Below are 26,889 nucleotides of genomic sequence, written 5' to 3' on the forward strand. Positions count from 1 at the left end.
GGGCTTGTCCCGCGAAGAGGCCAGTGCAGGCAACAAAGAAAGCCCCGCAGATGCGGGGCTTTCTTGTTTCAGGGCACTCAGACCGTCCCTTCGCTCCACTGCCCGTTGACCAGGCGACGCAGCCCCAGCGGGTTGCCGTCACGCAGTGCTTCCGGCAGCAGCGCCTGCGGGTAGTTCTGGTAGCACACCGGGCGCAGGAAGCGGTCGATGGCCAGGGTGCCGACCGAGGTGCCGCGGGCATCGGAGGTGGCCGGATACGGCCCGCCGTGGACCATCGCGTCACACACTTCCACGCCCGTCGGGTAGCCATTGACCAGAATGCGGCCGACTTTCTCTTCCAGCAGCGGCACCAGCCAGGCGAAGGCCTCGAAGTCCTCCGGCTCGCCAATCAGCGTCGCGGTCAGCTGGCCGCGCAGGCCCAGCAGGGCGTCACGCAGTTGCGCATTGTCCTTGACCTCGACCGCCACGGTGGTCGGGCCGAACACTTCTTCCTGCAGCAGCGGGTCGGCCTCCACCAGCAGGCGGGCATCGGCCTTGAACAGCTGGGCACGGGCCTGGCTGCCTTCCTGGGCCTGGCCGGCCAGGTGCTCGATACCGGCGTGGGCGTGCAGGTGCTCCAGGCCGCCGACGTAGCTGCGCAGGCCACCGGCATTGAGCATGGTCTGCCCGGCTTGCTGGTCCAGGTGCTGGCCGAGGTCGGCGAGCAACTGGCTGTACTGCGGCGACTGCAGGCCGATCACCAGGCCCGGGTTGGTGCAGAACTGCCCGGCACCCATGCAGACCGAGCCGGCCAGCTCACGAGCGATGGCCTCGCCACGCTTGGCCAGGGCACCCGGCAGGATGATCACCGGGTTGATGCTGGACATCTCGGCGAACACCGGGATCGGCTGCGGGCGCTCGGCCGCCATGCGGCACAGGGCATCGCCACCCTTGAGCGAACCGGTGAAGCCGACGGCCTGGATGGCCGGGTGCTTGACCAGCGGCTCGCCGACGCCAGCGCCGAACACCATGTTGAACACACCCTTGGGCATGCCGGTACGCTCGGCGGCGCGTTGGATGGCGCAGCCGACCAGATCGGCGGTGGCCATGTGGCCGCTGTGTGCCTTGAACACCACCGGGCAGCCGGCGGCGAGGGCTGCGGCGGTGTCACCACCGGCAGTCGAGAAGGCCAGCGGGAAGTTGCTGGCACCGAACACGGCGACCGGGCCGACGCCGATGCGCATCTGGCGCAGGTCTACCCGCGGCAGCGGTTGGCGCTCGGGCAGGGCCAGGTCGATGCGCGCACCGAGGAAATCGCCACGGCGCAGCACCTGGGCGAACAGGCGCATCTGGCCGCTGGTGCGGCCGCGTTCGCCCTGGATGCGCGCGGCAGGCAGGGCGGTTTCACGGCAGACGATGGCAACGAAGGCGTCATCCAGCTCGTCCAGTTCGGCAGCGATGGCGTCGAGGAACTCGGCGCGGCGGGCCGGCTTCAGGTTGCGGAATTCGACGAACGCGGCAGCAGCGGCTTTGGCTGCCTGGTCCACTTCGGCCTCGGTGGCCTGGGCGAAGCTGTACGGCAGGGCCTCGCCGGTGGTGGCGTCCAGGCTCTGCAGGCGTTGTGCGCCAGCGGCGCTGCGCTGGCCGGCGATGAAGTTGTGGCCGAGGATCTCTGGCATGTGGGGCTCCTAGGGTTGAATGTTCAGGTAATCGGTGCCGGATTGAACAAGGTGATGTCGTTGTGCAGGCGGTGCTGTTCGGCCCAGGTCTGCTTGCGGCCGCTGGCCACGTCCAGGTAGTAGTGGAACAGCTCCCAGCCCAGTTCTTCGATGGTCGAGCGGCCACTGGCGATGCGCCCGGCGTCGATGTCGATCAGGTCCGGCCAGCGCTGGGCCAGCTCGGTACGGGTGCAGACCTTGACCACGGGGGCCATGGCCAGGCCATACGGCGTGCCGCGGCCAGTGGTGAACACATGCAGGTTCATGCCGGCGGCCAGTTGCAGGGTGCCGCAGACAAAGTCGCTGGCTGGGGTGGCGCAAAAGATAAGGCCCTTGCGGTTGACCCGCTCGCCTGGGCCGAGCACGCCCTGGATGGCGCCGCTGCCAGACTTGACGATCGAACCGAGGGACTTCTCGACGATGTTCGACAGGCCGCCTTTCTTGTTGCCCGGCGTGGTGTTGGCGCTGCGGTCCGCCGCGCCTTGCTGCAGGTAGCGGTCGTACCAGTCCATCTCGCGCACCAGGGCATCGGCGACTTCCTGGTTTTCGGCGCGCGAGGTGAGCATGTAGATGGCATCGCGCACTTCGGTCACTTCCGAGAACAGCACCGTGGCGCCAGCGCGCACCAGCAGGTCGGCGGCGTAGCCCAGTGCCGGGTTGGCGGTGATGCCGGAGAAGGCGTCACTGCCGCCGCACTGCATGCCGAGGATCAGCTCGCTGGCCGGCACGGTCTCGCGGCGGCGCTGGTCGAGCTTCTTCAGGCGGGTTTCGGCCAGGCCCATGATCTGCTCGATCATCTCGGCAAAGCCCAGGCTGGCGTCCTGCAGGCGATACAGCCACGGCTCGCTGAGGTCCACGGACGGGTCATTGTCGTGCATCACCTGGCCGGCCTGGAGCTTTTCGCAGCCCAGGCTGATCACCAGCGCCTCGCCACCGAGGTTGGGGTTGCGCGCCAGGTTGCGCACGGTGCGGATCGGGATGTAGGCGTCGCGAGCGTTGATCGCCACGCCGCAGCCATAGCTGTGGGTGAGGGCGACGACATCATCGACATTGGGGTATTTGGGCAGCAATTCGGTTCGGATACGCTTGACCGCGTGTTCCAGCACGCCGGTCACGCACTGCACGGTGGTGGTGATGCCGAGGATGTTACGGGTGCCGACGGTGCCATCGGCGTTGCGGTAGCCTTCGAAGGTGAAGCCGTCCAGTGGTGGCAGGGCGTCCGGTACCGCGTCGCAGCGCGGCAGGCTGTCCAGCTCGGGGGCGGCCGGCATGGCCAGCTGGCTTTCCTGCACCCAGCTGCCCTGGCGCAGGTCTTCCAGCGCATACCCGATGATCTGCCCGTAGCGGCGCACCGGCTCGCCCTTGGCGATCAGCACGGTGGCAACCTTGTGGCTCTGTGGCACGCCTTCGACCAGGGTCAGGCCATCGGCGAAGCGTGCACCTTCGCCCAGGCCGCCGTCGTTGACCACTACCACGACGTTGTCGTCGTCGTGCAGGCGGACGTAGCGGGGCGAGTCGGAATGTTCGATCAACTGCATGTTTGGGCCCTACTTGTCAGGTTCTCAGGCTTTTTGTACGTCCGCCCGCGCAGGCTTCGGCCGGCGCGGGCGTGTTCACTCAGTGCCGCGAGCTGGCCAGTTCGCCGTTGGCGACCGGCTCAGGCTGTGGCTTTGGGGCATCGTCGCGCAACTCGATACGCTTGATCGGGCCGACGATCACCAGGTAGCTGAACACCGCCACCAGGGCATTGGCACCCACGTACACCAGGGCCCACTTGAACGAGCCGGTGGCGCTGATGATGTAGCCGATGACGATCGGGGTGGTGATCGAGGCGATGTTGCCGAAGGTGTTGAACAGGCCACCGGACAGCCCGGCGATCTGCTTGGGCGAGGTGTCTGCCACCACCGCCCAGCCCAGTGCACCGATGCCTTTGCCGAAGAAGGCCAGGGTCATGAAACCGACCACCATCCATTCGGCGTCGACATAGTTGCAGAAGACCATGGTGGTCGACAGCAACAGGCCGCAGACGATCGGCAGCTTGCGCGAGAAGGTCAGCGAGTTGCCGCGGCGCAGCAGCCAGTCCGAGATCACGCCGCCCAGCACGCCACCGATGAAGCCGCACACCGCCGGCAGCGAGGCGATGAAGCCGGCCTTGAGGATGGTCATGCCGCGTTCCTGCACCAGGTACACCGGGAACCAGGTGAGGAAGAAGTAAGTGATGGCGTTGATGCAGTACTGGCCCAGGTACACGCCCAGCAGCATGCGGCTGGTCAGCAGTTGCTTGATGTAGCCCCATTTCGGGCCATCGTTGCCGCGCTTCTGGTCCATGTCGACCAGGCCGCCGTTCTGTTCGATGTGCTCGAGTTCGTCCTTGCTGATGCGCGGGTGCTGGCGCGGGTTGTAGATGGTCTTCAGCCACACCATGGAGAACACGATGCCCAGGGCGCCCATGACCACGAACACGTGTTCCCAGCCGAAGCTGAACACGATCCAGCCCATGATCGGGGCAAACAGTGCAGTGGCGAAGTACTGCGCCGAGTTGAAGATCGCCGAGGCGGTACCACGCTCCTGGGTCGGGAACCAGGCTGCGACGATACGGGCGTTACCCGGGAACGACGGGGCTTCGGCGAAGCCGACCAGAAAGCGCAGGGTGAACAGGGTCACCACCGCCCAGGCCACCGGCAGGCCGCCGACAAAGCCTTGCAGCAGGGTGAACAGCGACCAGGTGAAAATGCTGAAGGCGTAGACATTCTTCGAACCGAAGCGGTCCAGCAGCCAGCCACCGGGGATCTGCCCGGCCACGTAAGCCCATCCGAAGGCGGAGAAAATATAACCAAGGGTGACGGCGTCGATGCCGAGGTCTTTCTGCAGGCTGGAGCCTGCGATAGCGATGGTTGCTCGGTCTGCGTAGTTGATCGTGGTCACCAGGAACAGCATGAACAGGATCAGGTAGCGCACATGCGTCTTTTTAGTCGCTTGCATGCTGTTAATACTCCCACTAGTTATTTTTGTGCGGGCTCACGAGTTGTAGCCGGAGTGGGGCGGGCCCACTCCGGATGCGGCATTGGCAGGCCGCGGGGCGCGCTTATTGCGGGCCCATCTTGTCCATCAGTGCTGCGAGCATTTCGTATTCTTCGGCGGTCAGGTCGGTCAGCGGGGTACGCACCGGGCCTGCGTCGTAACCGGCGATCTTGGCGCCAGCCTTGACGATGCTCACGGCGTAGCCGGCCTTGCGGTTACGGATGTCCAGGTACGGCAGGAAGAAATCGTCGATGATCTTGGCCACGGTGGCGTGATCGTCGCGGGCGATGGCGTGGTAGAAGTCCATCGCGGTCTTCGGAATGAAGTTGAACACAGCCGACGAGTACACCGGCACACCCAGTGCCTTGTAGGCCGCAGCATACACCTCGGCGGTCGGCAGGCCACCCAGGTAGCTGAAACGGTCACCCATGCGGCGACGGATCGACACCATCAGTTCGATATCGCCCAGGCCGTCCTTGTAGCCGATCAGGTTCGGGCAGCGCTCGGCCAGTCGCTCCAGCAGGTTGGCGTTCAGGCGGCAGACGTTGCGGTTGTACACCACCACACCGATGTTGACCGACTTGCACACCGCTTCGACGTGGGCGGCAACGCCGTCCTGGCTGGCTTCGGTGAGGTAGTGCGGCAGCAGCAGCAGGCCCTTGGCCCCCAGGCGCTCGGCTTCCTGGGCGTATTCGATGGCCTGGCGGGTGGAACCGCCGACGCCGGCGAGGATGGGTACCGAGGTGGCGCAGGTGTCGACCGCAGTCTTGATCACCTGGCTGTATTCGCTGGCAGCCAGGGAGAAGAATTCACCGGTGCCACCGGCGGCGAACAGGGCGCTGGCGCCGTAAGGGGCGAGCCACTCCAGGCGCTTGATGTAGCCAGCCTGGTTGAAGTCGCCCTGGGCATTGAAGTCGGTGACCGGGAAAGACAGCAGGCCGTGGGAGAGGATGGATTTCAGTTCTTGTGGAGTCATTGTTGTAGGCATCCTGTGGCGCTTGGGGTGAAGGGTGTTGTTCTGCGTTGGAGGTAAGTTATCGTACAACCTCTGCGATGACTAGCCCCTTTGGAGAAATTTTTGTCGGGATGCCGGAGGAGGGTTGCCTTGAGATTTGTGGTGGTGCGCAGATCGAGCGCCGCCCGCGCGGCGCATCGCGAGCTGCGCTCGCTCCTACGCTTGTTTCGGGCCAGTAACGCCTGTAAGAGGCGCGCGCGATCGCCCAGCTGATACGACAAGATATCTTGTCGTGCGCCAAAGCGTTCGCGTGCAAATCCCACAGGATTAATTGGCCAGAAACAAACGTAGGAGCGAGCGCAGCTCGCGATGCGCCGCGCGGGCGGCGCTCGATCTCACAGGCGCAGAAAATCTTACGACAACCACTCGGCAGTCATCGTATCTCTTGAAGGAAAAAGGAAAAAAACGACCGCGGAGACAGGCACAAGCCCGCCGCCCGCTTCCACGGGAAGTGTTCTGGGACCAGCAGAGGGTGACCGGGGAAGCGGGGGCGACATTGCGCCGCCCCGCGATCAAAGCTAACGAAGCTGAAACCGGGTATCAGGCGGCCTGTTGGCGCTTGATCTGGCTTTTACGCACCTGGGCGCGGCAGGCGTCGCCAAAGGCCTGGAAGATCTTGATCGAATCAGGGTTCTTCGCGGCTTGCCACTCCGGGTGCCACTGCACGGCAAACAGGAACGGCGAGATGCTCGGGGCGTGGATCGCTTCGACCAGGCCGTCTTCGGCGACGGCGATCGGCTCGATGCCGGCGCCGAGGTTACGCAGGCCCTGGCCGTGCAGCGAGTTCACGCGGATCTCGTCGGTGCCCAGGGTTTCACGCAGCCAGCTGCCCGCCTTGATCTTCACGCCATGCACCTGGGCGTACTGCACATCGACCGGATCTTCCGGGTTTTCCCGGTGGTCGTTGAAGCCTGGCTCGGCGTAGACCTTCTGGTACATGTCGCCGCCCAGGGCAACGTTGATTTCCTGCATGCCACGGCAGATGCCGAAAATCGGCAGGCCGCGCTTGAGGGCCGCCTTGACCAGCGGGATGTCGAACAGGTCGCGGTTCTTGTCCTGGCCTTTGCCTGGCGTTTCGTTCTCCTGACCGTACAGGGTCGGGTCGATGTTGCTGCCGGCACCGGTCAGGTACACGCCGTCGGCCATGTCCAGATAGGTCTCGAGGTCTTCGACGCCACAGCAGGTGGGCACCAGGACCGGGACGCAATCGGCGAAGTCGACCAGCGGGGTGATGTATTTGTGGGTCATGACCTGGTAGTCATGGCCTTTGCGCTCTTGGCTGCCCATGGTCATCAAGACGACGGGTTTGCGCAGGGAAGGTTGCTTGTTGCCAATGTTGCTGTTGGACATATGTCACCTTATGACAGGGCTCTGCCTGTCGTTGTTGTGCAGGTGCACGGCCCGTGGCCTTGATGTGCTACCTGAAGTCCCGAGCACTGCCGGCTCATCACTGGACGATTCCGGTCGGGGCTTGTAGATAGCTTGCCAGAGCCGTTCGATATGTCAAACGAGCAAAAAGCGGTTAAGGCGCCGAAATACGGGGGCTGCACCCTTGCGAGCCTGAGCCGGCAAGGGTTTGGCAGGGGGTAAGGTCAATTATATTTAACGACGCAGTTGGATCATTGCAGCGCTGCAATGATCGACGGCTCAGTGCAGTATCTGCGCCAGGAACGCCTTGGCCCGCGCCGTGCGCGGCTGGTTGAAGAACACCTGGGGCGGGCTGTCCTCGATGATCTGCCCGCCTTCGAGGAACAGCACCCGCTCAGCTACCTGCCGGGCAAAGCCCATTTCGTGGGTGACGCAGAGCATGGTCATGCCGGTGCCGGCCAACTGCACCAGCACATCCAGCACCTCGGCGACCATCTCCGGGTCGAGCGCCGAGGTCGGCTCGTCGAACAGCATGATGCGCGGCTTCATGCACAGCGCCCGGGCGATGGCCACGCGCTGTTGCTGGCCGCCGGACAACTGGCTGGGGTATTTGTGCGCCTGGCTCTCGATACCCACCTTGCTCAGGTACATGCGCGCCCGTTCCTCGGCGTCCTTGCGTGACAGGCCGCGCACGCTGGTAGGGGCGAGCAGGCAGTTGTCGAGCACGCTCATGTGCGGGAACAGGTTGAAGTGCTGGAACACCATGCCGATGTCGCTGCGCACCTGGGCCGCCTGGCGGGTGTTGGCGGCCAGGTCGGTGCCGGCCACCTGGATGCTGCCCTGCTGGGCGATTTCCAGGCGATTGATGCAGCGGATCAGCGTCGATTTGCCCGAGCCGGACGGGCCGCACAGGACAATGCGCTCGCCTTCGCGCACCTGCAGGTCAATGTCACGCAGCACATGGAAGGCGCCATAGTGCTTGTTCAGGCCCTCGATGCGGATCAGCTCCGGGCGCGGGTCAGGTTCGGGGGCAAGGCTGGCAACGCTCATGGGGGCGGTCATGTTGTTGTTCTCCCGCTGGGTGTCAGTCGAAACGTGCCGCGCTGTAGGGCGCAGGGTCGGTGAAGGGGCGTTCGCCGGTGAGCAGCTCGGCCACCAGGCGGCCGCTGACCGGGCCGAGGGTGAGGCCGTGGTGGGCGTGGCCGAAGTTGAACCACAGGCCTTTGTGCCGGGGCGCCGGGCCAATCACCGGGCGCATGTCGGGCAGGCACGGCCGGCGGCCGAGCCAGGGTTTGTCATCGAGGCGCTCGCCCAGGGCGGGGAACAGCTTGCGGGCCAGGGCTTCGCAGCGCTTGAGCTGGATTTCGTTGCCCGGCGCGTCACTGGCGGCGAATTCGATGCCGGTGGTCAGGCGCACGCCACGGGCCATGGGGGCGAGCACATAGCCGCCTTGGGTGTCGCAGACCGAATGCTGCAGCTGCGCGCCGTCACGGGTGCCGTAGTGCATGTGGTAGCCACGCTTGATGCCCAGCGGAATGCGGTAGCCCAGGCGCTCGAACAGGTCGCCCGACTGCGGGCCCAGGCAGGCCACGACCTCGTTGGCGGTAATCGGCCCCCGTTGGCTGTCGACCTGCCATTGGCCGTCGACCTGGCGCAGGCTGCGTGCATCGCCATGCAGGAACTGCCCGCCGCGCTGCACAAACAGCGCGGCGTAGCCACGGGTGAGGGCGCCGGGGTTGCTGACGGTCTTCGGGTCGAGCCAGTGGATGCCACCGACCACCGTGCTGTCGAGCTGCTGTTCGCGCGCCTGCAGCTGGCCGCGTTCGAGGATTTCGTACTGCAGGCCGTAACGGGCCAGGCCCTTGAGCTCGGCCTTGGCCTGCTCGAACAGCGCCGGTTCGCGATAGACCTCGATCCAGCCTTTGGCCTGGACCAGCCCTTCAAGGCCGGCGGCGTGGATCAGCGCATCGTGCTCCTCGACGCTGCGCTGCACCAGCGGCAGCATGTCGGCCGCCGCTCCGGCCAGGCGCCCAGGCGCCGACTGCTGCCAGTAGCGCAGTAGCCACGGCGCCGCCCTGGGCAGGTGCAGCAGGCTGTAGCGCACATCGGGCTGGCGGTTCAGGCCGTAGCGCAGCAAGGCACTCCACTGCCGGGGGAAGGCATAGGGGATCACGCTGGAGCGCTCGATCAGCCCGGCATTGCCATGGCTGGTGCCGCTGCCGGGGTCGTCGCGGTCGATCAGGATCACCTGGCGCCCGCGGGCCTGCAGGTGCAGTGCGGTACTGACGCCGACGATGCCGGCGCCGAGAACAAGGGTCTGGCAATGCATGGATGTATCCTTCGGTCAGTTCAGGTGGCGGCCCAGGCGGGCTTCCAGGTGTTTGAGCAAGCGCCGGACCAGTTCGACGATCACCAGGTAGAGCACCGCGGCCCACAGGTAGATCTGGAAGTCGAAACTGCGCGAGAACGCCAGTTTGGTCACGCCCATCAGATCGTAGATGGTCACCAGCGAGGCAATGGCGCTGGCCTTGATCATCAGGATCAGCTCGTTGCCCAGCGGGCCGATGGCCACCAGCAACGATTGCGGCAGGATCACCTTGAAGAAGGTGGTCGAGCGTTTCAGGTTCAGTGCCCGTGCCGCTTCGTACTGGCCCGGCGCCACGGCCATCAGGCTGCCGCGGAAGATCTCGGCCTGGTAGGCGGCGGTATTCAGGGTGAACGCGAGCAGGGTGCAGAACCAGGCTTCACGGAAGAACCACCAGAGGCCGACGTCCTGCCAGAAGCCTTTGAGCGAGCCCAGGCCGTAATACAGCAGGAACAGCTGTGCCAGCAGCGGCGAGCCGCGGAAGAAGTAGATGTAGCCGGCTGCAATGCGCTGCAGCAGCTGGTGGCGCGACATGCGCGCCAGGGCCAGCAGCAGGCCGAGCACGGCGCCCAGGCTGAAGGAGATCGCCACCAGCTTGGCGGTCACCAGCAGGCCATCGACAAAACGCGGCCCGTAGCGTTCCAACAAGTCGGGGTCCAGCACCAGGCCCAGCAGTTGATCGGCACTCATGCGCGTGCTCCTTGCAGGTGGCGGTTGCTGCGGCGCTCGATATAGGCGAACACCCGTCCCGAGGCGGCCGAGAACAGCAGGTAACCCAGGCAGGCGACGCCATAGAAGAACATCGGCTCCTTGGTCACGCTGACCGCCAGGTTGGTCTGGCGCATCAGGTCGACTAGCGAGATGGTCGACACCAGCGAGGTGTCCTTGAGCAGCGACAGCCAGTTGTTCGACAGGCCCGGCAGGGCGATACGGGTCAGTTGCGGCAGCACCACCTTGAAGAACCCGGTGCGCTTGCTCAGGCCCAACGCCGAGCAGGCTTCGAGCTGGCCTTTGGGCAGGGTCTTGAACGCCGCCAGCCAGATTTCGCTGGAGAACGCTGCGAATACCAGGCTGAACGCGATCATCGCGGCCAGGAAGGTGTTGATCAGAAATTCGCCTTCATAGCCCATGGCCGCCAGCAGCTTCTGAGCGGCGATCTGGCAACCGTAATAGATGATCAGCAAGGTCAACAGCTCGGGCAGGCCGCGGAACACCGTGGAAAAGGTGGTGGCCCAGGCCCGTGGCAGGCGTTTGCGCGAACGCGCCGCCAGGGCCACGGCCAGGCCCAGCGGAAGGCCGATGGGCAGGCAGGCGAGGGCCAGGGAAACGGTGACCAGGGCGCCGGCCAGCAGCGCCTGGCCCCAGCCACCACTGGCGAAGGACAGCAAGGACAATTGATCGAGCATGACAAACCCCTCACGTGGGATTGCCCCCCATCCCTGTGGGGGCGGGCATGCCCGCGAATGCGTCGGCCCATGTGGCGCGTTTAGCTGGTCAAATGCATTCGCGGGCAAGCCCGCTCCCACAGGTCAGGTGGGTAAGCCAGTGTCAGTTGTAGATATCGAAGGCAAAGTACTTGCTGGCGATCTTCTGGTAGGTGCCGTTGGCGACGATCTCGGCCAGTGCGGTGTTCAGCCGCTGGCGCAGGGCATCGTCGTCCTTGCGCACGGCAATGGCGGCGTCGGCCTTGGTCTCGGCAACGTCGCCGAGGATCTTGCAGCAATCGCCGCCGTTCTTGTTCATCCACTCGTGCAGCGGGAATTTGTCGGCGATCACCCCGTCCAGGCGGCCGGCGGCGAGGTCGGCGTTGGCCTCGTCCATGGTTGGGTACAGCTTCACATCGGCGCCGGCCTTGGCGTACACGTCTTCGGCATAGATGGCCTGGGTCGAGGACGACTGGGCGCCGACCGTGTAGCCGTCAAACTTGGTCTGGGCGTCGCCGATCTTGCTGTCCTTGGCCACGGCGACGGTCAGCGGGGTGCGGTAGTAGTGGTCGGTGAAGGCGATTTTCTTGCGCCGTTCCTCGGTGTCGATCATCGACGCCACCACGGCGTCGTACTTGCGCGCCATCAAGGCCGGGATGATGCCTTCCCAGTCCTGGGCGACCAGGGTGCATTCGACCTTCATCTGTTCGCACAGGGCGTGGGTGATGTCGATGTCGAAGCCGTGCAGCTGGTTATCGGCATCGACATAGTTGAAGGGCGGGTAGGCACCTTCGGTGGCGAAGCGCAGGGTCTCGGCGCTGGCGTTGCCCGCCAGCAGCAGGGCACACGCACCCAGCATAGCCATGGTCTTGTTCATCTCGCACCTCTTGCACTCTTGCTATTGTTGTTTGCCCGCCGGCCACGAGGTGTAGCCGACGAACTCGTTATGTAGAGCGGCAGTCGCTTCCAAGCGTTTTTCAACTTCAGGCCCGAGCTTCTTGCAGACCTCGTTGACCATCAGGTGCACCCACGACAGCATGGTCGCGGTGGACTCCCAGAACAGGTTGAATTCGGTGGGGATGCGGAACACTTCGTCGGCATGGGCATCGGCCCAGTCGCAGAAGGTGTCGGTCACCAGGGTGACCGGGATGCCGGCGTCGCGTGCCTTCTGGCACAGCTGCAGGGCATGGCGTGAATAGCGGCGCGCCTCGAACACCACCAGCGCGGTGTCTTCGCTGCGGCCGAGCAGCACGTCGCCGAAGTGCCCGGCGCTGCCATCGACCAGCAGCACGCCGTCGCGCAGGTATTGCAGCAGGTGGCTCATGCACATGGCGATACCGCGCTCGGTCTGGAAGCCGGCGATGCACACCCGTGGTTTTACCGCCAGGCGCTGTGCCACGGCGTGCCAGGCGTCGCTCTGGCGGTATTCGTGAACGCGCACCAGGGCCGCGATTTCCCGTTCCAGGCTGCCGGCGTTGTCGCTGACATCCTGGTTCTGGCGATATTCTTGCAGGCGATCACCCATCAGCCATGGCCCGTCGCCGAGGTCGCTCTGCAGGTCTTGCTTGAGCGCCTTGAGATGGGCATAACCGAGGGAGCGGCAGAAACGGCCGACGCTGGATTCGCTGACACCCAGCTTTTCGGCAATGCTGGCCGAGGTCTGGAACGGCAGTTCGTGCAGGTTGGCGAGCATGTAGCTGGCGATCTTGCGGCCCGAGGCAGCGGCTCCTTGCAGGCTGTTTTCCAGGCGTTGCTTGATCGGTTGGCTCATGCTGCTGCTCCAGGTAAGTCGTGAAATAGAAAATGGCCGTTTTCTGTCATTGCGTCAACATTTGACAGATAGCTGTCACTTATTGGAAAGTTTTTGTCGTTGCATACGCTGTTGCCATTCCAATTCCAAAAAAGGAGCTACAGATGTCCGCACCTTCCACCAGCCCGCTCGTGCGTGTGCCCTTCGCCGAGCTGCAAGGGCTGTTGCAAGCGATCTTCCAGCAACACGGCTGCAGCGAAGCGGTGGCTACCGTGCTTGCCCACAACTGCACCAGTGCCCAGCGCGATGGCGCTCACAGCCATGGCGTGTTTCGTATTCCCGGTTACGTTTCGACCCTGGCCAGTGGCTGGGTCGACGGGCGTGCCACACCGCAGGTAACCGACCTGGCGCCAGGCTATGTACGCGTGGATGCCGCCGGTGGCTTCGCCCAGCCCGCCCTGGCAGCGGCCCGTGAGTTGCTGGTGGAGAAGGCCCGCAGCGCCGGCATCGCCGTGCTGGCGATCCACAATTCGCACCATTTCGCTGCGCTGTGGCCGGATGTCGAGCCCTTTGCCGATGAGGGCCTGGTGGCACTGAGCGTGGTCAACAGCATGACCTGCGTGGTGCCGCACGGTGCGCGCAAACCGTTGTTCGGCACCAACCCGATCGCCTTTGCCGCACCGTGCGCGGGCCATGACCCGATCGTCTTCGACATGGCCACCAGTGCCATGGCCCATGGCGACGTGCAGATCGCCGCGCGCGCCGGCCAGACACTGCCCGAAGGCATGGGCGTGGATGCCCAGGGCCTGCCGACCACCGATCCCAAGGCCATTCTCGAAGGCGGCGCGCTGTTGCCGTTTGGCGGGCACAAAGGTTCGGCACTGTCGATGATGGTCGAGTTGCTGGCGGCGGCGCTGACCGGTGGGCATTTCTCCTGGGAGTTCGACTGGTCGCGGCATCCGGGCGCGAAAACGCCGTGGACCGGGCAACTGATCATCGTCATCGACCCGAGCAAGGCCGAGGGTAGCCGGTTTGCCCAGCGCAGCCGCGAACTGGTCGAGCACATGCACGCTGCCGGGTTGTCGCGCATGCCGGGCGAGCGCCGCTACCGCGAGCGGGAAGTGGCCGAGCGCGAAGGGGTGGCCCTGACCGAACAGGAGCTGCAGGGCCTGAGGGCGCTGCTTGGCTGAGCCGTTGTGCAAAGTTGCATAGACAACCTTGCACTTATGTGATGTTCCTTGGGCCCGACTCCGGGTATCCTCAGGGCAGTCTTTCCGAACTGTCCTGATCCAAGGAGCTGCACGCTGTGTTCAAACATGTCGATGCCTATGCCGGCGACCCGATCCTCTCGTTGATGGAAACCTTCAAGGCCGACCCGCGCGCCGACAAGGTCAACCTGAGCATCGGCCTGTATTACGATGAGGCCGGTGTGGTGCCGCAGCTGGAAGCGGTGGATGCGGTGGAAAAGCGCATTGCCGGCCAGGCCCATGAAGCCTCGCTGTACCTGCCGATGGAAGGCCTGGCCAGCTACCGCCAGGCGATCCAGACGCTGCTGTTCGGTGCCGACCACCCGGCCGTGACCGGCAAGCGCGTGGCCACCGTGCAGACCGTTGGCGGCTCCGGCGCGCTGAAAGTCGGTGCCGACTTCCTCAAGCGCTACTTCCCGAAGTCGGAAGTCTGGGTCAGCAACCCGACCTGGGACAACCACCGCGCCATTTTCGAGGGTGCCGGGTTCAAGGTCCACACCTACCCGTACTTCGACCAGGCCAGCCGTGGCGTCGATTTCGACGGCATGCTGCAAGCCCTGCAGGGCCTGCCGGCCAACAGCATTGTGCTGCTGCATCCGTGCTGCCACAACCCGACCGGTGCCGACCTCGAGCCGGCGCAGTGGCAACAGGTGGTGGAAGTGGTCAAGGCGCGCCAGCTGATTCCGTTTCTCGACATTGCCTACCAGGGCTTCGGCGAAGGCCTGGTGGAAGACGCCTACGCCATCCGCGAAATGGCCCGTGCTGGCGTGCCGTGCCTGGTCAGCAACTCGTTCTCCAAGATCTTCTCGCTGTACGGCGAGCGAGTAGGGGGGCTGTCGGTGGTCTGCGACGACGAAGCCACCACCCAGAGCGTGCTCGGCCAGCTCAAGGCCACCGTGCGCCGCAACTACTCCAGCCCGCCCAACTTCGGTGCCCAGCTGGTGGCTGGCGTGCTCGGCGATGCCGCACTCAACGCCCAGTGGGCCGCAGAAGTGGAAGTGATGCGCAAGCGTATCCTCGACATGCGTCAGGCGCTGGTCGATGCCCTGGCGGTGCTGCTGCCGGGCCAGGACTTCCAGTTCTTCCTGCGCCAGCGCGGCATGTTCAGCTACACCGGCTTCAGTGTCGAGCAGGTGCGTCGCCTGCGTGACGAGTTCGGCGTGTACCTGATCGACAGCGGCCGGGTGTGCATGTCCGGCCTGCGTCCGGCCAACCTGCAACGGGTTGCCGAGGCCTTCGCCGCAGTACAGAAGTAAGACTGCACGGGGCCGCTTTGCGGCCCTTTCGCCGGCAAGCCCGGCTGCCACACCGACCGCGCAGAACTTGAGCCATGCGCTATACCTGTGGGAGCCGCGCTTGCCGGCGATTGGGCTGAAACGCAGCCCCGGCACAACCCGCTTGTAAAGACAAGTGCAACCACTCCTCGGAAAAGGGCTTCGCAAGTGCAACCTTTCGGTGCACAATCGCGCCCCTCTTCCCCGGTTGAGTTGGGCGAATCGTCTAGTTCGCCATTCTCAGCCTGTTGCAGTCTTGCGAGTGGAGCTTCACCCGGAATGAATGAGCAGGCCCCAAGCGTTGAACAACGCTTTGTAGAATCGACCCCCGCCACCCTCGGCGCCTGGTCGCGTAACGACACCACCTGGATGCTGGGCCTGTTCGGCACAGCCATTGGCGCGGGGACCTTGTTCCTGCCGATCAACGCCGGCCTCGGCGGCTTCTGGCCGCTGCTGATACTGGCCGCGCTGGCCTTCCCGATGACCTATTTTTCCCACCGTGGCCTGACCCGCTTCGTGCTGTCCGGGCGTAACGGCGGTGACATCACCGAAGTGGTCGAGGAACATTTCGGCATCAAGGCCGGTGCCTTGATCACCGTGTTGTACTTCTTCGCGATCTTCCCGATCCTGCTCATCTATAGCGTGGCGCTGACCAATACCGTCAGCAGCTTCATGGAGCACCAACTGCACATGGCGCCGCCACCGCGGGTCATCCTGTCGTTCGTGCTGATCCTCGGCCTGTTGGCCATCGTGCGCTGCGGCGAGCAGGCCACGGTCAAGGTCATGAGCCTGCTGGTGTACCCGTTCATCGTCGCCCTGGGGCTGCTCGGCCTGTACCTGATCCCGCACTGGACCGGTGGCATCCTCGACAGCGCCGCCCAGGTGCCGTCGGGCTCGGCCTTCCTGCACACCCTGTGGCTGGCCATTCCGGTGATGGTGTTCTCGTTCAACCATTCGCCGATCATCTCGGCCTTCGCCGTTGACCAGAAGCGCAGCTACGGCGAGCACGCCGACCAGCGCAGCGGCCAGATCCTGCGCCGTGCCCACCTGCTGATGGTGGTGATGGTGCTGTTCTTCGTGTTCAGCTGCGTGCTCACCCTGAGCAGTGCCCAGCTGGCCGAAGCCAAGGCGCAGAACCTGTCGATCCTGTCGTACCTGGCCAACCACTTCAGCAACCCGACCATTGCCTTTGCCGCGCCGCTGATCGCCTTCGTCGCGATTGCCAAGTCGTTCCTGGGCCACTACATCGGTGCCAGTGAAGGCCTCAAGGGTATCATCGCCAAGACCGGCGTTCGCCCAGGCGCCAAGACCTTGGACCGTGTGGTCGCCGCGCTGATGCTGGTGGTCTGCTGGATCGTCGCCACCCTCAATCCGAGCATCCTCGGCATGATCGAATCGCTGGGTGGGCCGATCCTCGCGGTGCTGCTGTTCTTGATGCCGATGTACGCCATCCGTCGCGTGCCGTCGATGCACAAGTACAGTGGTGTACTGTCGAACGCGTTTGTGGTGGTGATCGGCGTGGTTGCACTGACCTCGGTAGTGTACGGCCTGATTGGCTGATACGCTGCCTGCAATAAGAAAAGTCCGGAGCACTTGTCGTCATCCGGACTTTTTTTGTCCACAAGAATTGTCTGGAAATAGAACAATTGCGATGTGCCCATAGGCACCCGGCCGCCTTCATGATTAACTCAGTGTCCTTTTCAAAACCCGTATAAGGATTTCGTCATGGCTCAAGTCACTCTCAAAGGCGGCCCGGTTCAGGTCAACGGCAACCTGCCACAGGTCGGCGCTCAAGCTCCAGCTTTCTCCCTGGTAGGTGAGGGCCTGGCTGACAAGTCGCTGAAGGACTACGCCGGCAAGCGCAAGGTGCTGAACATCTTCCCAAGCGTCGATACCCCGACCTGCGCCACTTCCGTGCGCAAGTTCAACGCCCAGGCCAACGACCTGGCCAACACCGTGGTGCTGTGCATCTCAGCCGACCTGCCATTCGCCCAGGCGCGCTTCTGCGGTGCTGAAGGCCTGGAGAACGTGAAGAACCTGTCCACCCTGCGCGGTGCCGAGTTCCTGCAGAACTACGGCGTTGCCATCGCCGACGGCCCGCTGGCCGGCCTGGCTGCCCGCGCCGTGGTGGTACTGGACGAGAACGACAAGGTGCTGCACAGCGAGCTGGTTGGCGAGATCGCCGACGAGCCGAACTACGAGGCAGCCCTGGCTGTATTGAAGTAAGGACTGCCTGGGGGAGGGTAAAGGAACTCTTCTGCCTGGCCCCTCTCCAAGCAACACCCTGTAACGGCCCGGAACGCTTTCCGGGCCGTTTTCGTTTAAAGTTCAACCTTTTGGCAACGTCAGGCAAAGGTAAACCTCTGGTAAAGAGCCTTTGCTAAAACGATGCCACTGCTTATCGTTCAATCTCCCCAAGCCGCCATTTCCGAACAAGGTTCGTTCAACCCATGCAAGTGTCCAATTCCCGATCCCCTCGTCGCTGGCTCGTCGGCCTGCTGATCCTGCTGCTGGTGGCCTTGCTGGCCTGGTGGCTGTGGCCTGCTGCAACGCCTGACCACAAAGCGGCCGGAGGCGGGCGCGGCGGCAAAGGCGGGGGCATGGGCATGGGTCGGCCAGGCTTCGGTGGCTCCACCGACCCGGTGCCGGTGCGCGTCGAACCGGTGCGGGTTGGCGACTTCCCGCTCTACTACAAGGCCCTGGGCACGGTCACCGCGACCAACACGGTGAATGTGCGCAGCCGGGTGGCCGGCGAACTGGTCAAGATCCTCTTCAAGGAGGGCCAGCAGGTCAAGGCCGGCGACCTGCTCGCCGAAATCGATCCGCGCCCTTACCGCATCGCCCTGCAGCAGGCCGAAGGCACCCTGGCGCAGAACCAGGCGCAGCTTAAGAATGCCCAGGTCGACCTGGCACGTTATAAAGGCCTGTATGCCCAGGACAGCATCGCCAAGCAGACCCTCGACACCGCCGAAGCCCAGGTTGCGCAGTTCCAGGGGCTGGTCAAGACCAACCAGGCCCAGGTCAACGATGCCCGCCTGAACCTCGATTTCACCCAGATCCGTGCGCCGATCAACGGCCGCGTGGGCCTGCGCCAGCTTGACCTGGGCAACCTGGTGGCGGCCAACGACACCACCGCCCTGGTGGTGATTACCCAGACCGAGCCGATCAGTGTCGCCTTCACCTTGCCGGAAACCGAGCTGAGCACCGTGCTCGAGCGTTACCGCAGCGGCGCGAGCCTGCCGGTCGAGGCCTGGGACCGCACCGACAGCAAACTGCAGTCGACCGGCGTGCTGGGTAGCATCGACAACCAGATCGACACCACCACCGGGACCCTGAAGTTCAAGGGCCGCTTCGAGAACAAGGACCTGGTCCTGTTCCCCAACCAGTTCGTCAACGTGCGCCTGCTGGCCGACACCCTCAAGCAGGTGGTGATGGCACCGGCAGCCGCCGTGCAGTTCGGCAACGACGGCACCTTCGCCTATGTGGTCAATGACCAGAGCACGGTCAATATCCGCAAGCTCAAGGTCGGCGCCAGCGATGGCCAGAACAGCGTCATCCTTGACGGCCTCAAGGCCGGCGACCGCCTGGTGCTGGAAGGCACCGACCGCCTGCGTGAAGGCACCAAGGTCGAAGTGGTCGAAGACAGCTCGCAGGTGCCGACTACCCCGGGCCAGCACCTGCAGGGCCAGGACGCCAAGGGTTCGGCACAGACCGATGAAGCACCTTCGGGCAAAGCGGCAGGCAAGGCGGGCGCATGAACCTGTCACGCCTGTTCATCCTCCGCCCGGTCGCCACCACGCTGACCATGCTGGCCATCGTCCTGGCCGGCCTGATCGCCTACAAGCTGCTGCCGGTGTCGGCCTTGCCCCAGGTCGACTACCCGACCATCCGGGTCATGACCCTGTATCCGGGTGCCAGCCCGCAGGTCATGACCAGTGCGGTCACTGCCCCGCTGGAACGCCAGTTCGGCCAGATGCCGGGCCTCGAGCAGATGGCGTCGACCAGTTCCGGTGGTGCCTCGGTGCTGACCCTGCGCTTCAGCCTGGACATGAACATGGACGTCGCCGAGCAACAGGTGCAGGCCGCGATCAACGCCGCCAGCAACCTGCTGCCCACCGACCTGCCGGCGCCACCGGTGTACAACAAGGTCAACCCGGCCGACACCCCGGTGCTGACCCTGGCCATCACCAGCAAGACCATGCCGCTGCCCAAGCTCAACGACCTGGTCGATACCCGCGTGGCGCAGAAGCTCGCGCAGATCAGTGGCGTGGGCATGGTCAGCATCGCCGGCGGCCAGCGCCAGGCGGTGCGGATCAAGGTCAACGTCGATGCGCTGGCGGCCAACGGCCTGAACCTTGACGACGTGCGCACCCTGATCGGCGCGTCCAACGTCAACCAGCCCAAGGGCAACTTCGACGGCCCGACCCGGGTGTCGATGCTCGACGCGAACGACCAGCTGCGCTCGCCCGAGGAATACGCCAACCTCATCCTCGCCTACAACAATGGTGCGCCGCTGCGCCTGAAGGATGTCGCCGAGATCGTTGACGGCGCCGAGAACGAACGCCTGGCCGCCTGGGCCAACCAGAACCAGGCCGTGCTGCTGAACATCCAGCGCCAGCCGGGTGCCAACGTCATCGAGGTGGTCGACCGCATCAAGCAGATGTTGCCATCGATCACTGACAACCTGCCGGCCGGCCTCGATGTCTCGGTGCTCACCGACCGCACCCAGACCATCCGCGCGGCCGTCAAGGACGTGCAGCATGAACTGCTGATCGCCATCGTGCTGGTGGTGATGGTCACCTTCGTGTTCCTGCGCCGCTTCAGCGCCACGATCATTCCCTCGATCGCCGTACCGCTGTCGCTGATCGGCACCTTCGGCGTGATGTACCTGGCCGGCTTCTCGGTCAACAACCTCACGCTGATGGCACTGACCATCGCCACCGGTTTCGTGGTCGACGACGCCATCGTCATGCTCGAGAACATCTCGCGCCACATCGAGGAAGGCGAAACGCCGCTGCAGGCAGCGCTGAAGGGCGCCAAACAGATCGGCTTCACCCTGATCTCGCTGACTTTCTCGCTGATCGCCGTGCTGATCCCGCTGCTGTTCATGGCCGACGTGGTCGGCCGCCTGTTCCGCGAATTCGCCATCACCCTGGCGGTGGCTATCCTGATCTCCCTGGTGGTGTCGCTGACCCTGACGCCGATGATGTGCGCGCGCCTGCTCAAGCGCGAGCCCAAGGAAGAAGAGCAGGGCCGCTTCTACCGCGCCAGCGGTGCCTGGATCGACTGGATGATCGAACACTACGGCCGCGGCCTGCAGTGGGTGCTCAAGCACCAGCCGCTGACCCTGCTGGTGGCCGTGGCCACCTTGGCGTTGACCGTGCTGCTGTACCTGGTGGTGCCCAAGGGCTTCTTCCCCCAGCAGGACACCGGAGTGATCCAGGGTATTTCCGAAGCGCCACAGTCGACCTCGTTCGCCGCCATGAGCGAACGCCAGCAGGCCCTGAGCAAGGTCATCCTGCAGGACCCGGCAGTGCAGAGCCTGTCGTCCTATATCGGGGTCGATGGCGACAATGCCACGCTCAACAGCGGCCGCCTGCTGATTAACCTCAAGCCCCACGGCGAACGTGATGTCACCGCCGGTGAAGTGATCAGCCGCCTGCAACCGCAACTCGACAAGCTGGTCGGTATCCGCCTGTTCATGCAGCCGGTGCAAGACTTGAGCATCGAGGACCGGGTCAGCCGTACCCAGTACCAGTTCACCCTGTCGTCGCCCGATGCCGAGCTGCTGGCGCAGTGGAGCGGCAAGCTGGTGCAGGCCCTGCAGGAACGCCCGGAACTGCAGGACGTTGCAAGTGACCTGCAGGACAAGGGCCTGCAGGTGTACCTGGTGATCGACCGTGACATGGCCAGCCGCCTGGGCATCACCGTGGCGCAAATCACCAACGCTCTGTATGACGCCTTCGGTCAGCGGCAGATTTCCACCATCTATACCCAGGCCAGCCAGTACCGCGTGGTGCTGCAGGCGCAGGACGCGGCGGTCATCGGCCCGCAGGCGCTGGAGTCGATCCACGTCAAAGCCACTGATGGCGGCCAGGTGCGGCTGTCGGCGCTGGCGCGTATCGAGCAGCGCCAGGCGCAGCTGGCCATTTCGCACATCGGCCAGTTCCCGGCGGTGACGCTGTCGTTCAACCTGGCCCATGGTGCGTCGCTGGGCGAGGCGGTCAAGACTATCGAACAGGTGCAGCAGGACATCGGCATGCCGCTCGGCGTGCAGACCCGTTTCCAGGGCGCTGCCGAAGCCTTCCAGGCTTCGCTGTCGAGCACCTTGCTGCTGATCCTGGCGGCCGTGGTGACCATGTACATCGTGCTGGGCGTGCTCTATGAGAGCTACATCCACCCGGTGACCATCCTTTCGACCTTGCCGTCGGCGGCGGTCGGCGCCTTGCTGGCGTTGATCCTCAGCGGCAATGACCTGGGTATGATCGCCATCATCGGCATCATCCTGCTGATCGGCATCGTCAAGAAGAACGCGATCATGATGATCGACTTCGCCCTCGAAGCCGAGCGCAACCAGGGCATGAGCCCGCGCGATGCGATCTACCAGGCGGCGCTGCTGCGTTTCCGGCCGATCCTGATGACCACCCTGGCCGCGCTGTTCGGCGCCGTGCCGCTGATGCTGGCCACCGGTTCCGGTGCCGAACTGCGCCAGCCGCTGGGCCTGGTGATGGTCGGCGGCCTGCTGGTCAGCCAGGTGCTGACACTGTTCACCACGCCCGTCATCTACCTGTACTTCGACCGCCTGGCCCGCCGCTGGCGCCCGGCCGCTGACGCGCAGCAGGCCGAGGCATGAACCTGTCCGGACCGTTCATCCGCCGGCCAGTGGCGACCATGCTGCTGAGCCTGGCGATCATGCTGCTCGGCGGTGTCAGCTTCGGCCTGCTGCCGGTGGCGCCGTTGCCGCAGATGGACTTCCCGGTGATCGTGGTGCAAGCCAACCTGTCCGGGGCCAGCCCCGAAGTCATGGCCGCCACCGTGGCCACGCCGCTGGAGCGCAAGCTCGGCAGCATCGCCGGCGTCACCACCCTGACCAGCAGCTCGAACCAGGGCTCGACCCGGGTGATCATCGGCTTCGAGATGGGCCGCGACATCGACGGTGCCGCCCGTGAGGTGCAGGCAGCGATCAATGCCACGCGCAACCTGCTGCCCAGCGGCATGCGCAGCATGCCCACCTACAAGAAGATCAACCCGTCGCAGGCGCCGATCATGGTGCTCTCGCTGACCTCCAGCGTGTTGCAGAAGGGCCAGCTGTACGACCTGGCCGATACCATCCTGTCGCAGAGCCTGGCCCAGGTCAGCGGGGTAGGGGAAGTGCAGATCGGCGGCAGCTCGCTGCCGGCGGTGCGCATTGCCGTGGAGCCGCAGTTGCTCAACCAGTACAGCCTGTCGCTGGACGAGGTGCGCACTGCGGTGTCCAACGCCAACCAGCGCCGGCCCATGGGCTTTGTCGAGGATGCCGAGCGCAACTGGCAGGTGCGCGCCAACGATCAGCTGGAAACCGCCAAGGACTACGAGCCGATCGTGATCCGCCAGTCGAATGGCACCATCCTGCGCCTGTCTGACGTGGCCACCGTCACCGATGGCGTCGAGAACCGCTACAACAGCGGCTTCTTCAACGACCAGAGCGCCGTGCTGCTGGTGGTCAACCGCCAGACCGGCGCCAACATCATCGAAACCGTTGACCAGATCAAGGCACAGCTGCCGGCCCTGCAGTCGTTGCTGCCTGCCAGCGTCCAGCTGAACGTGGCCATGGACCGCTCGCCCGTGATCAAGGCCACCCTCAAGGAGGCCGAGCATACCCTGCTGATCGCTGTGGTGCTGGTGATCCTGGTGGTCTATGTGTTCCTCGGCAGCCTGCGCGCCTCGCTGATCCCTAGCCTGGCGGTGCCGGTGTCGCTGGTGGGCACCTTCGCAGTGATGTACCTGTGCGGGTTCTCGTTGAACAACCTGTCGCTGATGGCGCTGATCCTGGCCACCGGCCTGGTGGTGGACGATGCCATCGTGGTGCTGGAGAACATCTCCCGGCACATCGAGGACGGCCAGCCGCCGATGCGCGCGGCATTCCTTGGCGCCAGGGAAGTCGGCTTCACCCTGCTGTCGATGAACGTCTCGCTGGTGGCCGTGTTCGTCTCGATCCTGTTCATGGGCGGCATCGTGCGCAACCTGTTTCAGGAGTTCTCGATCACCCTGGCGGCGGCGATCATCGTCTCGCTGGTGGTGTCGCTGACCCTCACGCCGATGCTCTGCGCCCGTTGGCTCAAGCCTCACCGCGCCGAGCCGACACGCCTGCAACGTTGGAGCGACAAGGCCCACCAGCGCATGGTCGATGTCTACGACCGCAGCCTCGGCTGGGCGCTGCGGCACAAGCGCCTGACCCTGATCAGCCTGCTGGCGACCATCGGCCTGAACATCGCCCTTTACGTGGTGATACCCAAGACCCTGATGCCGCAACAGGACACCGGCCAGTTGCAAGGCTTTATCCGTGGCGACGATGGCCTGTCGTTCAGCGTGATGCAGCCGAAGATGGAGATCTATCGCCGCGCGTTGCTCGCCGACCCGGCGGTAGAGAGCGTGGCCGGCTTCATCGGTGGCAACAGTGGCACCAACAACGCCTTCGTACTGGTACGCCTGAAACCCATCGCCGAGCGCAAGCTCGATGCGCAGAAGGTCATCGAACGACTGCGCAAGGAAATGCCCAAGGTGCCGGGTGGGCGGCTGTTCCTGATGGCCGACCAGGACCTGCAACTGGGCGGTGGTGGCCGTGACCAGACCTCCTCGCAGTATCTGTATACCTTGCAGAGCGGCGACCTGGCGGCCCTGCGCCAGTGGTTTCCCAAGGTGGTCGCGGCCCTGCGCGCATTGCCCGAACTGACCGCCATTGACGCCCGTGACGGCTCCGGTACGCAGCAGGTGACCCTGGTGGTCGACCGTGACCAGGCCAAGCGCCTGGGCATCGACATGGACATGGTCACCGCAGTGCTGAACAACGCCTACAGCCAGCGGCAGATTTCGACCATCTACGACAGCCTCAACCAGTACCAGGTGGTCCTGGAGATCAACCCGAAATACGCCTGGGACCCAAGCACCCTGGAACAAGTGCAGGTGATCACCAGCGACGGCGCGCGGGTGCCGCTGTCGACCATTGCCCACTACGAGAACAGCCTGGCCAATGACCGGGTCAGCCACGAAGGCCAGTTCGCCTCCGAAGACATCGCCTTCGACGTTGCCGAAGGCTACAGCCCCGACCAGGCCATGGCCGCGGTGGAACGCGAAGTGGCCAAGCTGGGCCTGCCCGAGGAAGTGATTGCCAAGCTCGGCGGCACGGCCAGCGCCTTCGCCAAGACCCAGGAAGGGCAGCCGTTCATGATCCTCGGTGCCCTGGTGCTGGTGTACCTGGTGCTGGGCATTCTCTACGAGAGCTACATCCACCCGCTGACCATCCTGTCGACCTTGCCCTCGGCCGGCGTCGGTGCCTTGCTCGCGCTGTACGCCACGGGCGGCGAGTTCAGCCTGATCTCGCTGCTGGGCCTGTTCCTGCTGATCGGCGTGGTGAAGAAGAACGCCATCCTGATGATCGACCTGGCGCTGCAACTTGAGCGCCACCAGGGCCTGAGCCCGGAAGAGTCGATCCGCCGCGCCTGCCTGCTGCGCCTGCGGCCGATCCTGATGACTACCCTGGCGGCCATCCTCGGCGCCTTGCCGTTGCTGATCAGCCGCGCCGAAGGTGCGGAGATGCGCCAGCCGCTGGGCTTGACCATCATCGGCGGCCTGGTCGTCAGCCAGCTGCTGACCCTTTACACGACGCCGGTGGTGTACCTGTACCTGGACCGCCTGCGCCACCGATTCAACCATTGGCGCGGTATCCGCACCGACGCCGCCCTGGACACACCGCTATGAACTTCGCCCAGACCCGACTTCACCGTGCCTTGCAGCTGCTGACCCGTGGGCGGGGCTCACGCCTGGCCGGGGCCGGGCTGTGCGTGGCCATGCTCAGTGCCTGTACCCTGAGCCCGGACTACCACCGCCCGCAACTGAGCACCCCGGCGCAGTACAAGCAGGCCGAAGGCTGGACCCAGGCCAACCCGTCCGATGCCATCGCCCGTGGCGCCTGGTGGGAGATCTACGGGGATGCCGGGCTGAATGCGCTGGTCGAGGAGCTCAACCGCAGCAACCAGACCGTCGCGCAATCGGAAGCCCAGTACCGCCAGGCCCAGGCGCTGGTGCGTAGCAGCCGGGCATCGCTGTTCCCCAGCCTGGACCTGAGCGCCAGCAAGAACCGCTCGGCACAAGGCACCGGTAGCTCCAGTTCGAGCCTGTCCAACAACAGCAGCGGTATCCGCAACACCTACAACGCGCAGCTCGGCGTCAGCTGGGAAGTCGACCTGTGGGGCAAGCTGCGCGAAACCATGAATGCCAACGAAGCCAGTGCCGAAGCCAGCTTCGCCGACCTGGCCGCGATCCGCCTCAGTCAGCAGTCCGAGCTGGTGCAGAACTACCTGCAGCTGCGGGTGATCGACGAGCAGAAGCGCTTGCTCGAAGCGACTGTCGCGACCTACGAGCGGTCGCTGCGGATGAACGAAAACCAGTACCGTGCAGGCGTCGCCGGCCCGGATGCAGTGGCCCAGGCGCGTACCCAGCTGAAGTCCACCCAGGCCGACCTGATTGACCTGATCTGGCAGCGCGCGCAGTTCGAGAACGCCATCGCGGTGCTGCTGGGCAATGCCCCGGCGGAGTTCTCCCTGGCCGACAGCAAAAGCATTCCGGCACTGCCGCAGATCCCGGTGACGCTGCCGTCGCAACTGCTCGAACGCCGCCCGGACATTGCCTCGGCCGAGCGCAACGTGATGGCCGCCAACGCCAATATCGGCGTGGCCCGCGCCGCCTACTTCCCGGACCTGAGCCTGAGCATGAGCGGCGGATATTCCAGCAGCAGCTTCAGCAACTGGATCGAGCTGCCCAACCGCTACTGGTCGGTGGGGCCGCAACTGGCGATGACGTTGTTCGACGCCGGCAAGCGCAGCGCCGAGGTTGACCGCACCCGGGCGGTGTATGACCAGACCGTGGCGCAGTACCGCCAGACCGTGCTCGACGGCTTCAAAGAGGTGGAGAACTTCCTGGTGCAGTTGAAGGTGTACGCCGATGAAGCCGTGGTGCGCCAGGAAGCGCTGGAAGCGGCACGCGAATCGTTGCGCCTGACCGAGAACCAGTACCGGGCAGGCCTGATCGGTTACCTCGATGTGGTCAACGTGCAGACCACGGCGCTGAGTAACGAGCGCAGTGCGCTGACCCTGCTGCAAGGGCGGCTGGTGGCCAGCGTGCAGCTGATTGCCGCGCTGGGCGGCGGCTGGGATGCCGAACAGGCGTTTGCCCAGCAGGAGTAGGCACTACCGTGCTAAGGGCTGGCACGATCCTGTGGGCGCCGCGCTTGCCGGCGATGGGCCGCGAAGCGGCCCCGTCAATTTGTGCAACAACCTTGAAATTGTGGGGCCGCTTCGCGGCCCATCGCCGGCAAGCGCGGCTCCCACAAAAAAAGCGCGGCGGTCCGACAAATGGCAATTTGCCTCCATCGTGCTGGAAATGGCTCTGAGTCAGGGGATTCAGCAAGTTTTATTACTCGATGGATCCATTCCCATTCGCACAAACCCCGTGCGTTTCGCCAAAGCTTGAG

Annotated in this window: 19 protein-coding genes; 8 read left to right on the forward strand and 11 right to left on the reverse strand. The window is 64.7% G+C overall.

From position 1 onward, the window contains the following. Positions 1-77: 77 nt before the first annotated feature. From C2H86_RS24930 to C2H86_RS24980, 11 genes are all read right to left on the reverse strand, one after another. Positions 78-1,658: an aldehyde dehydrogenase (NADP(+)) gene (locus C2H86_RS24930; protein ID WP_159410326.1), complete on the reverse strand. Its 1,581-nt coding sequence runs from the start codon at positions 1,656-1,658 to the stop codon at positions 78-80. A 23-nt stretch (positions 1,659-1,681) separates the two neighbouring features. Next, positions 1,682-3,235 carry a galactarate dehydratase gene (garD, locus tag C2H86_RS24935; RefSeq protein WP_159410327.1) on the reverse strand — a complete coding sequence of 518 codons (1,554 nt, stop codon included), beginning with the start codon at positions 3,233-3,235 and terminating at the stop codon, positions 1,682-1,684. Between the two features lie 79 nt (positions 3,236-3,314). Further along, positions 3,315-4,679 (reverse strand): MFS transporter, encoded by a 1,365-nt coding sequence (locus C2H86_RS24940; RefSeq protein ID WP_159410328.1) that lies wholly within the window; start codon positions 4,677-4,679, stop codon positions 3,315-3,317. Positions 4,680-4,782: 103 nt separating this feature from the next. Next, positions 4,783-5,694 carry a 5-dehydro-4-deoxyglucarate dehydratase gene (gene kdgD / locus C2H86_RS24945; RefSeq protein WP_159410329.1) on the reverse strand — a complete coding sequence of 304 codons (912 nt, stop codon included), beginning with the start codon at positions 5,692-5,694 and terminating at the stop codon, positions 4,783-4,785. Positions 5,695-6,273: 579 nt separating this feature from the next. Beyond that, positions 6,274-7,083, reverse strand: coding sequence for a gamma-glutamyl-gamma-aminobutyrate hydrolase family protein (locus C2H86_RS24950; protein ID WP_159410330.1), 810 nt, complete (start codon positions 7,081-7,083; stop codon positions 6,274-6,276). 297 nt (positions 7,084-7,380) lie between these two features. Then, complete coding sequence (locus tag C2H86_RS24955; protein ID WP_159410331.1) at positions 7,381-8,163, reverse strand: amino acid ABC transporter ATP-binding protein; 783 nt, start codon at positions 8,161-8,163, stop codon at positions 7,381-7,383. Between the two features lie 22 nt (positions 8,164-8,185). Beyond that, on the reverse strand, positions 8,186-9,430 hold the full coding sequence (locus C2H86_RS24960) for an NAD(P)/FAD-dependent oxidoreductase (RefSeq protein WP_159410332.1): 1,245 nt from the start codon (positions 9,428-9,430) through the stop codon (positions 8,186-8,188). Between the two features lie 15 nt (positions 9,431-9,445). Beyond that, complete coding sequence (locus tag C2H86_RS24965; RefSeq protein WP_159410333.1) at positions 9,446-10,156, reverse strand: ABC transporter permease; 711 nt, start codon at positions 10,154-10,156, stop codon at positions 9,446-9,448. Continuing rightward, positions 10,153-10,872 carry an ABC transporter permease gene (locus tag C2H86_RS24970; protein WP_060485113.1) on the reverse strand — a complete coding sequence of 240 codons (720 nt, stop codon included), beginning with the start codon at positions 10,870-10,872 and terminating at the stop codon, positions 10,153-10,155. Before C2H86_RS24970 ends, C2H86_RS24965 begins: the two co-directional genes overlap by 4 nt. Positions 10,873-11,014: 142 nt before the next feature. Further along, on the reverse strand, positions 11,015-11,767 hold the full coding sequence (locus tag C2H86_RS24975) for a transporter substrate-binding domain-containing protein (protein WP_159410334.1): 753 nt from the start codon (positions 11,765-11,767) through the stop codon (positions 11,015-11,017). 21 nt (positions 11,768-11,788) lie between these two features. Continuing rightward, on the reverse strand, positions 11,789-12,661 hold the full coding sequence (locus tag C2H86_RS24980) for a MurR/RpiR family transcriptional regulator (protein WP_159410335.1): 873 nt from the start codon (positions 12,659-12,661) through the stop codon (positions 11,789-11,791). Between the two features lie 143 nt (positions 12,662-12,804). On the opposite strand from C2H86_RS24980, the gene C2H86_RS24985 reads away from it, so the two are divergent. From C2H86_RS24985 to C2H86_RS25020, 8 genes are all read left to right on the forward strand, one after another. After that, the gene (locus C2H86_RS24985; RefSeq protein ID WP_159410336.1) at positions 12,805-13,830 is read left to right on the forward strand and encodes an Ldh family oxidoreductase; all 1,026 of its coding nucleotides are present in this window, start codon (positions 12,805-12,807) and stop codon (positions 13,828-13,830) included. Between the two features lie 116 nt (positions 13,831-13,946). Then, a complete protein-coding gene (locus C2H86_RS24990) occupies positions 13,947-15,143 on the forward strand; it encodes an aromatic amino acid transaminase (protein ID WP_159410337.1) in 1,197 nt (398 codons plus the stop codon). A 297-nt stretch (positions 15,144-15,440) separates the two neighbouring features. Further along, positions 15,441-16,721 carry a serine/threonine transporter gene (locus tag C2H86_RS24995; protein ID WP_159410338.1) on the forward strand — a complete coding sequence of 427 codons (1,281 nt, stop codon included), beginning with the start codon at positions 15,441-15,443 and terminating at the stop codon, positions 16,719-16,721. A gap of 165 nt (positions 16,722-16,886) precedes the next feature. Beyond that, positions 16,887-17,387, forward strand: coding sequence for a thiol peroxidase (tpx, locus tag C2H86_RS25000; RefSeq protein WP_159410339.1), 501 nt, complete (start codon positions 16,887-16,889; stop codon positions 17,385-17,387). Between the two features lie 224 nt (positions 17,388-17,611). Continuing rightward, positions 17,612-18,919 (forward strand): MdtA/MuxA family multidrug efflux RND transporter periplasmic adaptor subunit, encoded by a 1,308-nt coding sequence (locus tag C2H86_RS25005; protein ID WP_159410340.1) that lies wholly within the window; start codon positions 17,612-17,614, stop codon positions 18,917-18,919. Continuing rightward, positions 18,916-22,014, forward strand: coding sequence for an MdtB/MuxB family multidrug efflux RND transporter permease subunit (locus C2H86_RS25010; RefSeq protein ID WP_159410341.1), 3,099 nt, complete (start codon positions 18,916-18,918; stop codon positions 22,012-22,014). Before C2H86_RS25005 ends, C2H86_RS25010 begins: the two co-directional genes overlap by 4 nt. Next, positions 22,011-25,118 carry an efflux RND transporter permease subunit gene (locus C2H86_RS25015; protein WP_159410342.1) on the forward strand — a complete coding sequence of 1,036 codons (3,108 nt, stop codon included), beginning with the start codon at positions 22,011-22,013 and terminating at the stop codon, positions 25,116-25,118. The genes C2H86_RS25010 and C2H86_RS25015 overlap by 4 nt, the downstream gene beginning before the upstream one ends. Next, positions 25,115-26,602 (forward strand): efflux transporter outer membrane subunit, encoded by a 1,488-nt coding sequence (locus C2H86_RS25020; RefSeq protein ID WP_159410343.1) that lies wholly within the window; start codon positions 25,115-25,117, stop codon positions 26,600-26,602. The genes C2H86_RS25015 and C2H86_RS25020 overlap by 4 nt, the downstream gene beginning before the upstream one ends. Positions 26,603-26,889 lie beyond the last annotated feature (287 nt).

It is taken from the genome of Pseudomonas putida, from assembly GCF_009883635.2.
Classification (GTDB): Bacteria; Pseudomonadota; Gammaproteobacteria; order Pseudomonadales; family Pseudomonadaceae; genus Aquipseudomonas; species Aquipseudomonas putida_W.

Coding starts and splice junctions, on each gene's coding strand:
- C2H86_RS24930 (WP_159410326.1), bottom strand. CDS start 1,658: ATGCCAGAGATCCTCGGCCACAACTTCATCGCCGGCCAGCGCAGCGCC.
- C2H86_RS25020 (WP_159410343.1), top strand. CDS start 25,115: ATGAACTTCGCCCAGACCCGACTTCACCGTGCCTTGCAGCTGCTGACC.
- C2H86_RS24965 (WP_159410333.1), bottom strand. CDS start 10,156: ATGAGTGCCGATCAACTGCTGGGCCTGGTGCTGGACCCCGACTTGTTG.
- C2H86_RS24955 (WP_159410331.1), bottom strand. CDS start 8,163: ATGACCGCCCCCATGAGCGTTGCCAGCCTTGCCCCCGAACCTGACCCG.
- C2H86_RS25015 (WP_159410342.1), top strand. CDS start 22,011: ATGAACCTGTCCGGACCGTTCATCCGCCGGCCAGTGGCGACCATGCTG.
- C2H86_RS24995 (WP_159410338.1), top strand. CDS start 15,441: ATGAATGAGCAGGCCCCAAGCGTTGAACAACGCTTTGTAGAATCGACC.
- tpx (WP_159410339.1), top strand. CDS start 16,887: ATGGCTCAAGTCACTCTCAAAGGCGGCCCGGTTCAGGTCAACGGCAAC.
- C2H86_RS24950 (WP_159410330.1), bottom strand. CDS start 7,083: ATGTCCAACAGCAACATTGGCAACAAGCAACCTTCCCTGCGCAAACCC.
- C2H86_RS24980 (WP_159410335.1), bottom strand. CDS start 12,661: ATGAGCCAACCGATCAAGCAACGCCTGGAAAACAGCCTGCAAGGAGCC.
- C2H86_RS25005 (WP_159410340.1), top strand. CDS start 17,612: ATGCAAGTGTCCAATTCCCGATCCCCTCGTCGCTGGCTCGTCGGCCTG.
- kdgD (WP_159410329.1), bottom strand. CDS start 5,694: ATGACTCCACAAGAACTGAAATCCATCCTCTCCCACGGCCTGCTGTCT.
- C2H86_RS24970 (WP_060485113.1), bottom strand. CDS start 10,872: ATGCTCGATCAATTGTCCTTGCTGTCCTTCGCCAGTGGTGGCTGGGGC.
- garD (WP_159410327.1), bottom strand. CDS start 3,235: ATGCAGTTGATCGAACATTCCGACTCGCCCCGCTACGTCCGCCTGCAC.
- C2H86_RS24940 (WP_159410328.1), bottom strand. CDS start 4,679: ATGCAAGCGACTAAAAAGACGCATGTGCGCTACCTGATCCTGTTCATG.
- C2H86_RS24985 (WP_159410336.1), top strand. CDS start 12,805: ATGTCCGCACCTTCCACCAGCCCGCTCGTGCGTGTGCCCTTCGCCGAG.
- C2H86_RS24975 (WP_159410334.1), bottom strand. CDS start 11,767: ATGAACAAGACCATGGCTATGCTGGGTGCGTGTGCCCTGCTGCTGGCG.
- C2H86_RS25010 (WP_159410341.1), top strand. CDS start 18,916: ATGAACCTGTCACGCCTGTTCATCCTCCGCCCGGTCGCCACCACGCTG.
- C2H86_RS24960 (WP_159410332.1), bottom strand. CDS start 9,430: ATGCATTGCCAGACCCTTGTTCTCGGCGCCGGCATCGTCGGCGTCAGT.